The organism is Mycobacterium bourgelatii, from assembly GCF_010723575.1.
GTDB lineage: Bacteria > Actinomycetota > Actinomycetes > Mycobacteriales > Mycobacteriaceae > Mycobacterium > Mycobacterium bourgelatii.
On record NZ_BLKZ01000002.1, the window covers coordinates 621,690 to 634,425 of the forward strand.

Sequence of the window (12,736 nt, forward strand, 5' to 3'; positions counted from 1 at the left end):
AACTACGGAGGTAACCTGTCACGATGCGGATTCTGGTCGTCGACAACTACGACAGCTTCGTGTTCAACCTGGTGCAGTACCTCGGCCAGCTTGGCGTCGAAGCCGACGTGTGGCGCAATGACGACGACCGGCTCTCCGGTCCCGACGGCCCGGACACCGTCGCGGCACAGTTCGACGGCGTTCTGCTCAGCCCCGGCCCGGGCACCCCGGAACGCGCCGGCGCCTCGATCGCCTTGGTCCGCGCCTGCGCCGCCGCCCGCACCCCGCTGCTCGGGGTGTGCCTGGGGCACCAGGCCATCGGCGTCGCGTTCGGCGCCACCGTCGATCGCGCGCCCGAGCTGCTGCACGGCAAGACCAGCAGTGTCTTCCACACGAATATTGGTGTGCTGCAAGGACTTCCGGATCCCTTCACGGCGACCCGCTACCACTCCCTGACCATCCTGCCGGAGTCGCTGCCGGCAGAGTTGGAGGCCACCGCTCACACCCGTAGCGGCGTCATCATGGCCGTCCGGCACCGCGAACTGCCGATCCACGGGGTGCAGTTCCACCCGGAGTCGATCCTCACCGAGGGCGGACACCGGATGCTGGCCAACTGGCTCACCTACTGCGGGTGGGGACGCGACGACACCCTGGTCCGTCGGCTGGAGAACGAGGTCCTGACCGCGATTCGGCCGCAACTGCCGACCGAGCGCGAAGTTACTGACCGAACTTCAGCGTGATGACGCCGTCGCGGTTGCAGCCGGTCCCGGCGGCAGGGCTCTGGTAGACGACCCGGTTGTGCTGGGCGCCGCCGGCGTCCACGTCCGGCCCCTTGTCGAGCACCCCGGTCCACCCGAGCGCGCGCAGCCTTGGCTCGGCGTCCGTCCAGAACATTCCGGACAGGTCGGGCATCACGAACTGGTTGCCCTTGGACACCTGCAACTCGATCACCGAATCCACCGGGACGACCGTGCCGGCGGGTGGATTGGTGCCGATGACGTCACCGGCCGGCTTCGTACTGTCCACCTGTGACTGACTGAACTTCGTGAAGCCGTAGACGGTGAGGTTCTGCTGAGCCAGCTCGACCGTCTGCCCGCCGACGTCGGGGATCTGCTTCGTCTCGGGCCCTGAGCCCACGATGATGGTGATCACGTTGGTGATCGCCGACGTCTGATTGGCCGGCGGGTTCGTCCCGATCACCTTGCCGGCCATTTCCGGGGACGACGGGGAGTTCGCCTGCTTGAACTTGGTGAATCCGGCCGCCTGCAGCTTCTTGACGGCCTCGTTGTAGCTCAGCGAGGAAACGTCGGGAAGTTCGCGTTGTTCGGGTCCGGTGGAGACGTTGATGGTGACCTCGTCGCCGGCGTCCACCGACACGTTGGCGCCGGGGTCGGTACCGATGACGTGGTCGGGCGGGATCGTCGAGTCCGGCTTCTGCTGGGTACGGATCTTGAACCCGCGATTCTGCAGCGCGGCAATGGCGTCGGCCGACGCTTGGCCTCGTACATCGGGCACCTGAACACTGCGGGTCTTGCCGCCGAAGGTGTTGATGGCGATGAACACCACGATGGTCAGCACCGCCAGGATGGCTACCGCCGCCGCCCAGCGACCCACCGAGCCCATGGGGCGATCGCGGTCGCTGTCGGCGAAGACCTGACGAGGCAACGGATCGGTGCGCGGGCCGCCGGCAGGCGGTGACGACATGAGGGAACGGCGCTCCGCTCCCGTCAGTACCTTGGGCGCCTCGGGCGGCTCGCCGTTGTGCACCCGAACCAGGTCGGCCCGCATCTCGGCCGCGGTCTGGTACCGGTTTTCCGGGTTCTTGGCCAGCGCCTTGAGCACCACGGCGTCGAGGTCGGCCGAGATGCCTTCGTGCCGTTCCGACGGCGGGATGGGGTCCTCGCGGACATGCTGGTAGGCCACCGCCACCGGCGAGTCACCGGTGAAAGGCGGTTCGCCGGTGAGCAATTCGTAGAGAACGCAGCCCAGCGAGTAGACATCGGAACGTGCATCAACCGAGTCACCACGGGCCTGCTCGGGTGACAGGTACTGCGCGGTTCCGATCACCGCGGCGGTCTGGGTGACGCTGTTGCCGCCGTCGGCGATCGCGCGGGCGATGCCGAAGTCCATCACCTTCACCGCGTTGGTGGAGCTGATCATGATGTTCGCGGGCTTCACGTCGCGGTGGATGATGCCGTTCTGATGGCTGAAGTTCAGCGCCTGACAGGCGTCGGCGATCACCTCGATCGCCCGTTTGGGGGCCATCGGGCCTTCGGTATGGATGATGTCGCGCAACGTGACGCCGTCGACGTACTCCATGACGATGTACGGCAGCGGTCCGGCGGGTGTCTCGGCCTCGCCGGTGTCGTAGACCGCGACGATCGCCGGATGATTCAGCGCCGCGGCGTTCTGCGCCTCACGCCGGAAGCGCAAATAAAAGCTGGGATCGCGGGCTAGATCCGCGCGCAGCACCTTGACCGCGACCTCGCGGTGCAACCGCAGGTCGGTGGCTAGGTGAACCTCCGACATGCCACCGAACCCAAGGATGTCACCGAGTTCGTAGCGGTCGGACAGGTGCCGAGGGGTGGTCATTGCGCTGTCTCGTATCGGGCCGGCGACCCCGATAGACGGAATGGGTGATCAACCCTCACCAGGTCGGCTCCAGCCGTCCCGGAGGCAGGGCGAAAGCCGGGCTCATTGCTGTTTATCCCAGGATTACCCGTTTGTTGGTCATCCGTCCAATTGAGCCCTAGACCGGGTCCCGGGCCGGAACCGACCGGGGTGTTGGTGGGCGGCGCCGGCTCCGTCTGGGTGACGGTGGTCGCCGGCTCGTTGGTTTCCGCGTTGGAGTTGATGACGATGAGCACCGCGATGATGATCGCCAGCGCCCCGAGCACCCCCGCAGCCCACAACAGCGCGCGCTGACCCGACGAGAACGTGCGGCGGGCCGGTGGGGGACGGTGCCCCGTGGACGCCCGGCGCGGCCCCGTGGTCCGAGTGGTGCTGGGAGCGGCCGCAACCCGGGCAGGCGTTGCCGACGGAATGGCGGCCGGCGCAGCACGGCCCGCTGGCGGCGATTGGCTTGGCCTCGGGGGGCGACGGCCGGCCCGCACCGCGGCGACCGCGTCGGCGAACGGGGCGCCGCTGCGGTAACGCATGCTGGGATTCTTGGCCAGGGTTATCTCGATGAGCTCCCGCACGTTGGCAGGCAGGTCCGCCGGCAACGGTGGCGGAGGTTCCTTGATGTGCTTCATCGCGACGGTCAAGGCGCCGTCGCCGCTGAACGGCCGCTTGCCCGAAAGCGCCTCGTAGCCGACGACACCCAGGGCGTATACGTCACTAGCCGGGGTGGCGTCGTGACCGAGGGCCTGCTCGGGCGCGATGTACTGGGCGGTGCCCATGACCATGCCGGTCTGGGTCACCGGTGCCGCGTCGACGGCCTTGGCGATACCGAAGTCGGTGATCTTCACCTGGCCGGTCGGGGTGATCAAGATGTTGCCGGGCTTGACGTCGCGGTGCACCAGGCCGTTGGCGTGTGCCAGTTGCAGCGCGCGGCCGGTCTGTTCCAGCATGTCGAGCGCGTGCCGCAGCGAAAGCCGGCCGGTGCGTTTGAGCACCGAGTTCAACGGCTCGCCGTTGACCAGCTCCATCACCAGGTAGGCCGTTCGGCCCTCCCCGTCCATTGCGCTTTCGCCGTAGTCGTGCACCTGAGCGATGCCCGGGTGATTCAGCATGGCGGTGGTGCGCGCTTCAGCACGGAACCGCTCGATGAACTCAGGGTCTTGGGAAAACTCCTGCTTGAGTACTTTGACCGCGACGCGCCGCCCCAGCCGGCTGTCCACCGCCTCCCACACCTGGCCCATGCCACCGGTGGCGATGAGGCGCTGGAGGCGGTATCTGCCGGACAGCGTCACCCCAACTCTCGGGCTCATGGTCCCCCCTGCAAAGCGGCTTCGATCACGGCCCGCCCTATCGGCGCGGCGAGCGCACCCCCGGTCGCGGAGAGGCGGTCGCCCCCGTTCTCCACCAGCACCGCGACGGCCACCTTCGGTGCATGCGCCGGTGCGAAGGCGATGTACCACGCGTGCGGTGGCGTGTGACGGGGGTCGGTGCCGTGCTCTGCGGTACCAGTCTTGGATGCGATCTGCACGCCGGGGATGGCCCCTTTCTGCTGTGCGGATTTCTCGGCGCCGATCATCAGCTCTGTTAGCTTACTGGCGACCTGCGGCGACACTGCGCGGCGCTGCTGAGTGGGGGCTGTTGTGCTGATATTGGACAGGTCGGGCCCTTTGAGGCTGTCAACAAGATAAGGCCGCATCACAATCCCGCCGTTGGCGATCGTCGCTGCCACTTGCGCGTTCTGCAGCGGCGTCACGGCGACATCCTTCTGCCCGATGCTGGACATTCCCAATGCGGCCGCGTCCGGGATAGGCCCGACGGTCGATTCGGCGACCTGCAGCGGGATCGAGTTGGGATTGGTGTCGAACCCGAAAGCCTGCGCCATGCTGCGCAAAGCGTCCGTGCCGATGCGCATGCCGAGCTGGACAAAAGAGGTGTTGCACGACCTGCTGAAAGCTTCGGTCAGTGTCACCGTCTGTCCCGAACCGCAGGGTTGGCCACCGTAGTTCTCCAACGTTGCGGTGCTGTTTGGCAGCCGAATCGTGGCCGCGGCGGTCAACTGGTCGTTCTCGGTGAGACCGGCAGCCAGCGCGGCTGCGGTGGTGATCACCTTGAACGTGGAACCAGGCGGATAGGTCTCGGAGATCGCGCGGTTGGTCAGCGGCGAGTCGGGGTTGTCGCGCAGCTCCTGCCACGCCTGTGCCTGAACCTCCGCGTTGTGCGACGCCAGCAGGTTGGGATCGTAGGACGGCGCCGACACCAGTGTCAGGATCTTGCCGGTCGACGGTTCCAGCGCGACGACCGATCCCTTGCACGGACCGCCGCACCCCTGCTGCAAGGCGTCCCACGCGACTTGCTGAAGGCGCGGATTAATCGTGGTGTCGACATTGCCGCCGCGTGGGTCCCGGCCGGTGAAGAAGTCGGCCAGGCGACGGCCGAACAGGCGTTGATCGGAGCCGTTCAACACCAGGTCCTCGGCGCGTTCGAGGCCGGCGCTGGAATACCGCAACGAATAAAAGCCCGTCACCGGCGCGAACGCCGCGGGGTTGGGATAAACCCGCAGGAACCGGAACCGGCTGTCGGTCGACACGGAGTAGGCCAGCAACTGTCCGGCCGCGGTGATCTGACCCCGCTGGCGGGAGTACTCGTCGAGCAGCACCCGCTGGTTGCGTGGGTCTGCGCGCAATCCGTCGGCGGTGAAGACCTGCGTCATCGTGGCGTTGAGCAGCAGCAGGACGATCAACGCCATTACGGCCACCGAGATCCGGCGCAAGGAGGCGTTCATACCTTCTCGATTACCTCGGTGCGCGCCGCCGCAATGGGCGACTTCTTACGGGGGCGCGTACGTATCGGCTGGCGGGCGGCGTGCGAGATGCGCGCCAGGATTGCCAGCAGCACGTAGTTGGCCAGCAGCGACGAGCCGCCGTAGGACATCCACGGGGTCGTCAATCCGGTCAGCGGGATCAGCTGAGTCACACCGCCGACCACGATGAACAGCTGGATGGCCAGGGTGGACGCCAGACCCGCGGCCAGCAGCTTGCCGAAGGTGTCGCGGGTGGCGATCGCGGTGCGCAGACCCCGGACGATCACGATGGTGTAGAGCATGAGAATGGCCGCCAGGCCCACCAGCCCAAGTTCCTCGCCGAAGGCGGCGATGATGAAGTCGGTCGACGCGGCCGGAACGGTATCGGGCTGACCGTTACCCAGCCCGGTGCCGAAGATCCCACCGGTGGCGAAGCTGAACAGCGCCTGCACCATCTGGAATCCGCTGCCTTCGGGATCGGCGAACGGGTCCAGCCAGTTCTGCACGCGGACCCGGACATGGCCGAACAGAAAGTAGGCGATCACGCTTCCGCCGGCGAACAACAGCAGCCCGATCACAACCCAGCTGAAGCGTTGCGTGGCCAGGTAGACGACCACCAGAAACGACGCGTAGAACAGCAGCGAAGTGCCAAGGTCCTTCTCGAAGACCATCACCCCCACCGAGACCACCCAGGCCGTCAGCAACGGCGCCAGATCCCGCGGGCGGGGCAGAGTCATGCCCATCACGTGCTTGCCAACGCTGGTGAACAGCCCCCGTTTGGCCACCAACACGGCACAGAAAAAGATCAGCAGCAGAATCTTGGCGAACTCGGCGGGCTGGATCGAGAAGCCAGGCAGCCGGATCCAGATTTTGGCGCCGTTCTGCTCAGACAAGCTTGACGGCAGCAGGCCTGGTATCGCCAGGAGCACAAGACCGGTGAGGCCGGCGATATAGCCGTAGCGCGCCAGCTGGCGGTGGTCCTTCAGCAGGATCACCACCAGCGCGAACGCCGTGACTCCGACCAGGGTCCACAGCATCTGTTGGTCGGCGCTGGGGTGGTCGTGCTGGCCGCCCTGGTGGTCGGTGAGATCCAAGCGGTGGATCATCACCAGGCCAAGCCCGTTGAGCAGCGCGATCACCGGCAGCAGCAGCGGATCGGTGAACGGGGCGAACCGCCGGACAGCCAGATGCGCGAAGCCGAACAGCGTCAGGAAGCCCAAACCGTAGCTGGCCAGGTCCCAGTGCACACCTCGCTCCTGGTTGACCTCCACGATCAGCAGCGCGGCGACGGTGATGACGGCAGCGAAGCACAACAACATCAGTTCGGCGTTCCGCCGCGTCGGTAGCGGCGGCGTCACCGCTACCGGCGCGGGGAGCTGTGTCGTCATGCCGCCGCCCGGCAATCAATGCCCGGCTGCGGTGGAACTGTTGTCGGTGCGACCTCGGTAGACACACTCGGTGCTGTCGTCTCGGAAGGCGACTCCTCGGTGGTACCGGTGGGCGGTGTGGTGGTGGCGCCTGGGGCCGTGGGGGTAGTGGTCGGAGCCGTATTCGGGGTCGTGGTGGCAGGGGGTGGCTCAGTGGTGGTTGCGCCCGTCAGCGGCGGAAGCGTCTGGGTGGGCTCCGGCGTTCCCCGGCTGTGGGTGGACGGGGCCTGGTCGGGCGGCGCTGTGGCATGCCCCGGGCACAGCGGCAGGGCCTTGTTGGCCAGCTCGCGCAGCGTGTTCTTCGCGGCTTCCAGGTCGGCGGCCGGAATCCCGTTCCTGAGCTGTTCGCGATCTGAGCCGCGAAGATCATTCGGTGTCAGCGGACGACACTCGGGATGGTCCCCGAGCTGGTCGAAAGGAACGTCAGAGAACTGGTTCTGGTCGTTGAGGCAGCCGACCAGCACCGCCTTTTGCAGGGGCAAGCCCTGTATCCCCTGAATGACGGCCACTTTGCCGTTGCGCTCGGCGACGTAGTAGTTGCTCTGGATCACCAGTTGAGCGATGAACAAGCCCACCAGTATCGCGAGCACCACGAGTGTGGAGACCAGCGCTATCCGCCGGCGGGACCAGTGGGAGCGGCCGATCGTTTCGACCTCGGCTGGCGGAGCACGCTTCGGCGATTCCTTGCGCGGGCTGATGGCAGAAGCGCGGCCGGCGGCAGTGTTCGGCAGGGTCAGTTCTTCCTCGTCGCCGCTCACGGCGCCGGCCAGGATGGGCTGCGTCTGACCGTACTCGTCGTCGACGACGTCGGCCACCACCACGGTGACGTTGTCCGGGCCGCCGCCGCGGAGAGCCAATTCGATTAGCCGGTAAGCACTTTCGGCTACGTCGGGGATCTGCAGCGCTTCGGCGATGGTTTCGTTGCTGACGGGGTCGGACAGTCCGTCGGAGCACAACAGGTACCGGTCACCGACCCGCGCTTCGCGGATGGTCAGCGTGGGCTCGACCTCGTGCCCGGTCAGCGCGCGCATGATCAATGACCGCTGCGGATGGCTGTGGGCTTCCTCCGCGGTGATCCGGCCCTCGTCTACCAGGGTCTGAACGAAGGTGTCGTCCTTGGTGATTTGAGTGAGCTCACCATCGCGGAAGAGGTAACCGCGCGAGTCACCGATGTGCGCGAGTCCCAGCTGCGTTCCCGCGAACAAGATCGCGGTGAGCGTGGTCCCCATGCCCTCGAGGTCGGGCTCCTGCTCGACCTGCGCGGCGATCGCCGAATTCCCGGCACGTACCGCCGCTTCGAGCTTGCCCAGCAGGTCGCCGCCGGGGTCGTCGTAGTCCAGCGGAGCCAGCGCCGCGATGACCAGTTGGGACGCGACCTCACCGGCGGCGTGGCCACCCATGCCGTCGGCTAGGGCCAACAACCGACCGCCGGCGTACACGGAGTCTTCGTTGTTGGCACGAACCAGGCCGCGATCGCTGCGGGCCGCATACCGCAGAACCAGTGTCACGGGCGCAACTCGATTGCTGTCTTGCCGATTCGAACCGGCGTTCCCAGTGGAACTCGTACCGCAGTGGTCACCTTCGCCCTGTCAAGGTAAGTGCCGTTGGTCGATCCTAGATCTTCGACATACCATTCCGAACCGCGCTGCGAAAGTCGGGCATGTCGAGTCGACGCGTAGTCGTCGGTCAACACCAGGGTGGAGTCGTCAGCTCGTCCGATCAGCACCGGCTGCCCACTCAATGTGATGCGAGCGCCTGTCAGCGCCCCCTCCGTCACGACCAGATAGCGCGCCACGTCGCGACGTTGACGCGACAGCAGATGCCCGCCGCGCAACGTCAGTCCGCGGCGGACCATCACCGCACCGGTCGGGGCATAGATATCGGTCCGCAGGATGCGCAGCACCGACCAGATGAAAAGCCACAACAACATTAGAAATCCGGCACGCGACAGTTGCAGTACCAATCCCTGCATCTGGCGTCCTTTCCGTCCTGAACCTGCTCACCCCAGCAAAGTCACGATACTTGGGCGACAGCCGAAGCGGATCGAGGCTCGGCAGCTTTGAGCGCACCGGTTCAGTGGATGCGGACGATGATCTCGGAATGACCCAGCCGGATGACATCTCCGTCAGCCAGATCCCACTCTTGCACCGGTGCGTTGTTGACCGTGGTGCCGTTGGTGGAGTTCAGGTCCGACAGAAGGGCGACCTGCCCGTCCCAACGGATCTCTAGGTGACGGCGTGACACACCGGTGTCGGGCAACCGGAACTGCGCGTCCTGGCCGCGCCCGATGATGTTGGAGCCGTCGCGCAGCTGGTAGGTCCGGCCACTGCCGTCGTCGAGTTGCAGCGTGACCGTCTTGGTCGGCGACCCGTAGCCACCCGGACCGTAACCGCCGTACCCGCCGCTCGGCGCGTATTCGGTGGGCGGCTGGCCGTAGTCGGGAGGCGGCTGGCTGTAGTCCGGGGTCTGCTGACCGTAGTCGTACTCGGCGCGCCCACCCGCGTCGCCGTAGCCGCCGGCCGGCGGGGCGTAACCCGCGTTCGACGCGTCGGCGTACTGGGTGTAGTCACCCGCGCCGCCGCCGTAGTCCTGCCGGCCGTAGCCTGCGCCGCCCTGCTGGTAGCCCTGGTCGTAGCCCCCCTGCTCGTAGCCGCCGCCTTGGTCGTACCCGCCTTGCTCGTAGCCGCCGCCCTGGTCGTAGCCCCCCTGCTCGTAGCCGCCGCCTTGGTCGTACCCGCCGCCTTGGTCGGGGTAGGACTGCCGCTGTGGCTCGGCGGGAGGCGCTGGAGGCGGGTAACCGCCTTCGTCCTGGCGCGCGGGTTCGCGACCGTAATCGCCATAACCGCCGTAACCGGGCTGGCCACCGCCGCCGGGTTGACCGTAGCCCCCGCCCTGCTGGTAGCCCTGGTCGTAGTTCTGGCCGTAGCCGCCGGGCGGACCGGCCGGCGCGGCGGGCGGGCGCTGCTCATAGGACTGCTGCGGATAGCCGCCTTGCTGGCCCCAGCCACCCTCCTGGTAGCCGCCTTGCTGGCCTCCGGGAGGGCCGTAGCCGCCTTGCTGGCCCCAACCGCCCTGGTCTTGGTAGCCGCCTTGCTGGCCGTAACCGCCGCCCGGCTGACCGTATCCACCTTGGTCTTGGTAGCCGCCCTGCTGCCCCGGGTAGCCGCCCTGGTCGGGCCGCTGCGGCTGGTAGCTCTGCTGAGGCGGATAACCGCCCTGCTCCGGCGGATACCCGCCGGGACCACCCTGCTGGCCGCGCGGATCGTCCTGCGGGCGGCTGTAGCGGTCGTCGTAGTATTCGTCGGGCCGCCCCTGCCCCTGACCGCGGTAGCTGGGATTGTCAGTCATTGGTCGTACTCCTGGTTCTGCGCCGAACGCGTGATTTGATTGTGGCTGGGCGGAATCGCTGGGCGTCGGGCGGGGCTCGACGTCGGGGTTGACAGCCCCGCGGGCGCGGAGCTGGCCGGTGCGCAGGTTCGTGGACTGCTCGAACCGGACGACCACATCACCATACGTTTGCCACCCCTGTTCGTAGATATAGTCCGCCAAGTACCGAGCAAAAGCGCTTGACGTGAGGTCCGGGTCGGCTCCCAACTTCTCAAAGTCGTGCCTACTGAGGGTAATGATGTATTCGTTGGGCGCCAAAAGGCGATTTCCCTGCAGCGACTGGACACCATCGGACGCTTCGCGCCGCAGCAGGGCTTCGACTTCCTGCGGCACGATCGATCCGCCGAACATCCGGGCAAACGCATCCCCCACGGTCGCCTCGAGTTTGCGCTCGATGCGCTGAACGAGCCCTTTCTGGCTACCCATTCTTCAGCGCTCGCCCCACTTGTCCTGAATATTTCCGCCCCGCTAGGCAAACGACCCGACCGCGTGTCGTGTCAACAGCCATGCTATCGGGACATCGTCGAGCAGCGTCACCGTGAGAATCCTGAGAATTGCTCCCAGACGCCGGTAAGGGCGCCCTGGTAGGGATGGGTCGGGGCGCGGCGCCACCAGACAACCACTAGAGTGATATGGTCCTCCGGTTGTTTCGGGCGAGTGGCGGAATGGCAGACGCGCTGGCTTCAGGTGCCAGTGTCCTTCGGGACGTGGGGGTTCAAGTCCCCCTTCGCCCACGTGTGAACCCCGGCCTTTCAGGCCGGGGTTTTCCTTTTGGAATTAGGGCGATCCCGCACCGGGCACGTCGACCCGGGCCTGCATGATCCACCCGGTTGATTCACCTCGTAGCAGGGCTTCCTCGGTGGTGTCGTCGACCACCAGGTACAACGTGCGGCCGTCGGAACATCGACGCGGTAGATCTTCGCGGCGAACAGTGCGGACACCACCAGCGTCCCGTCGCCCAACCAACCCAGCCCCGAGGCCCGCTCGACTTCGGCCTCGACCGCAAGCAGGCCGTTTTCATCCGCCGAATAGACCCGGCCGGCCAGGCCATCGGTGAACCACAACCGCCCGCCGTGCCAGCGCGGCCCCTCGCCGTAGGCGATCCCGTCGCAGAAGGGCTCGCAGAAAGGCCAGGGCGCAATGTCGACCGCATTCATCGGCGCAGACCTCCCTCGCGTACGGGTGCAGATCGTCCGCGCCTACATTCTCATCCGACATCTATCAAAGGAGCCATAGCGTGAATATCGATCCCGCCGCTACCGCGTGGCTGCTGGCCAGCACTGCGCTCGTGTTGCTGATGACGCCCGGGCTGGCCATTTTCTACGGCGGCATGGTGCGCACCACCGGCGTGCTCAACATGATCATGATGAGCTTCATCTCGATACCGCTCGTCACGGTGGCGTGGCTGCTGGTGGGCTACACGCTGGCATTCTCCGACGGTGGCGGCTTCATCGGCGGACTGTCGCATGTCGGGATGCGAGGAATCGGCCCGGGCACTGTGCACGGAACGGTCCCCGAACTGCTGTTCGCCACCTTCCAGTTGACCTTCGCGATCATTACCGCGGCCCTGGTCAGTGGCGCAATCGCTGACCGCGCCAAGTTCGTGGCCTGGATGCTGTTCGTACCGGTGTGGGCGGTCGCGGTGTACTCGGTTGTGGCGCACTGGGTTTGGTCGCCAAACGGTTGGCTGTCCAAGATGGGCGTGCTGGACTACGCGGGTGGGTTGTGCGTCGAGGTCGTGTCGGGCGCCTCGGCGCTCGCGCTGGCTCTGGTGCTCGGTCCCCGGATCGGCTTCAAGACCGAAGCCATGCGCCCGCACAACCTGCCGTTCGTGCTCCTCGGGGTGGGGCTGCTGTGGTTCGGCTGGTTCGGCTTCAACGCCGGCTCGGCCTTGGCCGCCGACGGCATGGCGGCCGCGATCTTCCTCAACACGCTGGTCGCCGGGTGCCTCGGCATGCTGGGCTGGCTGACGGTGGAACAGGTTCGCGACGGCAACCCGACCACCTTCGGTGCCGCGTCCGGGGTGGTCGCGGGCTTGGTGGCGATCACGCCGTCGTGTGGCTACGTGAACACCCTGGGCGCCGCGGTCGTCGGACTGGCGGCGGGAATCGTGTGCTCGTTCGCCGTCGCGGTGAAATTCAAACTCAACTACGACGACTCGCTGGACGTCGTCGGCGTCCACTTCGTCGGCGGAGTGGTCGGCGTCATCCTGATCGGATTGCTCGCCACCGCGGTGATGACCGGGGCGCAGGGATCGAGGGGACTGTTCTACGCCGGCGGGCTGGGCCAACTCGGCAAGCAGTCGTTCGCGATGGTGGTGGTTGCCCTGTACGCCTTCGGGGTCAGCTACGCCGTGGCCAAACTGATCGACCGGTTCATCGGGTTCCGGGTCGCAGCTGAGGACGAGGTCACCGGCGTCGACCTCACCCAGCACGCCGAGACGGCGTACACCGAAGGCGTCGCCGGGGTCCAGCAGGTGCGGCGGCCGTTGCGTACCGAAGACGACGAGTAACCGCCGGGC

General features: G+C 66.7%; 10 protein-coding genes and 1 tRNA gene. 3 read left to right on the plus strand and 8 right to left on the minus strand.

What is annotated here, in order from left to right; translation table 11 throughout:
• The first annotated feature begins 23 nt into the window (after positions 1 to 23).
• Positions 24 to 719 carry an aminodeoxychorismate/anthranilate synthase component II gene (locus tag G6N68_RS27830; protein ID WP_163719374.1) on the plus strand — a complete coding sequence of 232 codons (696 nt, stop codon included), beginning with the start codon at positions 24 to 26 and terminating at the stop codon, positions 717 to 719.
• On the opposite strand, the gene pknB is transcribed toward G6N68_RS27830, so the two are convergent.
• The 7 genes from pknB to G6N68_RS27865 all read right to left on the minus strand — a co-directional run bounded on the left by pknB (position 697) and on the right by G6N68_RS27865 (position 10,641).
• Complete coding sequence (gene pknB / locus G6N68_RS27835; RefSeq protein WP_163719375.1) at positions 697 to 2,571, minus strand: Stk1 family PASTA domain-containing Ser/Thr kinase; 1,875 nt, start codon at positions 2,569 to 2,571, stop codon at positions 697 to 699. The two genes, G6N68_RS27830 and pknB, sit on opposite strands and share 23 nt — an antisense overlap.
• Complete coding sequence (locus tag G6N68_RS27840) at positions 2,568 to 3,911, minus strand: serine/threonine-protein kinase (RefSeq protein ID WP_163719376.1); 1,344 nt, start codon at positions 3,909 to 3,911, stop codon at positions 2,568 to 2,570. The genes pknB and G6N68_RS27840 overlap by 4 nt, the downstream gene beginning before the upstream one ends.
• Positions 3,908 to 5,383: a D,D-transpeptidase PbpA gene (gene pbpA, locus G6N68_RS27845; RefSeq protein WP_163719377.1), complete on the minus strand. Its 1,476-nt coding sequence runs from the start codon at positions 5,381 to 5,383 to the stop codon at positions 3,908 to 3,910. Before pbpA ends, G6N68_RS27840 begins: the two co-directional genes overlap by 4 nt.
• Positions 5,380 to 6,789 (minus strand): FtsW/RodA/SpoVE family cell cycle protein, encoded by a 1,410-nt coding sequence (locus tag G6N68_RS27850; protein WP_163719378.1) that lies wholly within the window; start codon positions 6,787 to 6,789, stop codon positions 5,380 to 5,382. Before G6N68_RS27850 ends, pbpA begins: the two co-directional genes overlap by 4 nt.
• Complete coding sequence (locus G6N68_RS27855; protein WP_163719379.1) at positions 6,786 to 8,336, minus strand: PP2C family protein-serine/threonine phosphatase; 1,551 nt, start codon at positions 8,334 to 8,336, stop codon at positions 6,786 to 6,788. Before G6N68_RS27855 ends, G6N68_RS27850 begins: the two co-directional genes overlap by 4 nt.
• Positions 8,333 to 8,800: an FHA domain-containing protein FhaB/FipA gene (locus tag G6N68_RS27860; RefSeq protein WP_069422164.1), complete on the minus strand. Its 468-nt coding sequence runs from the start codon at positions 8,798 to 8,800 to the stop codon at positions 8,333 to 8,335. The genes G6N68_RS27855 and G6N68_RS27860 overlap by 4 nt, the downstream gene beginning before the upstream one ends.
• A 101-nt stretch (positions 8,801 to 8,901) precedes the next feature.
• On the minus strand, positions 8,902 to 10,641 hold the full coding sequence (locus G6N68_RS27865; protein ID WP_163719380.1) for an FHA domain-containing protein: 1,740 nt from the start codon (positions 10,639 to 10,641) through the stop codon (positions 8,902 to 8,904).
• Positions 10,642 to 10,866: 225 nt separating this feature from the next.
• On the opposite strand from G6N68_RS27865, the gene G6N68_RS27870 reads away from it, so the two are divergent.
• Positions 10,867 to 10,949, plus strand: a tRNA-Leu gene (locus G6N68_RS27870).
• An 18-nt stretch (positions 10,950 to 10,967) separates the two neighbouring features.
• Here the strand turns inward: G6N68_RS27870 and G6N68_RS31290 are convergent.
• Complete coding sequence (locus G6N68_RS31290) at positions 10,968 to 11,372, minus strand: SMP-30/gluconolactonase/LRE family protein (protein WP_240355951.1); 405 nt, start codon at positions 11,370 to 11,372, stop codon at positions 10,968 to 10,970.
• 80 nt (positions 11,373 to 11,452) lie between these two features.
• On the opposite strand from G6N68_RS31290, the gene G6N68_RS27880 reads away from it, so the two are divergent.
• A complete protein-coding gene (locus G6N68_RS27880) occupies positions 11,453 to 12,727 on the plus strand; it encodes an ammonium transporter (protein ID WP_163719381.1) in 1,275 nt (424 codons plus the stop codon).
• Positions 12,728 to 12,736 lie beyond the last annotated feature (9 nt).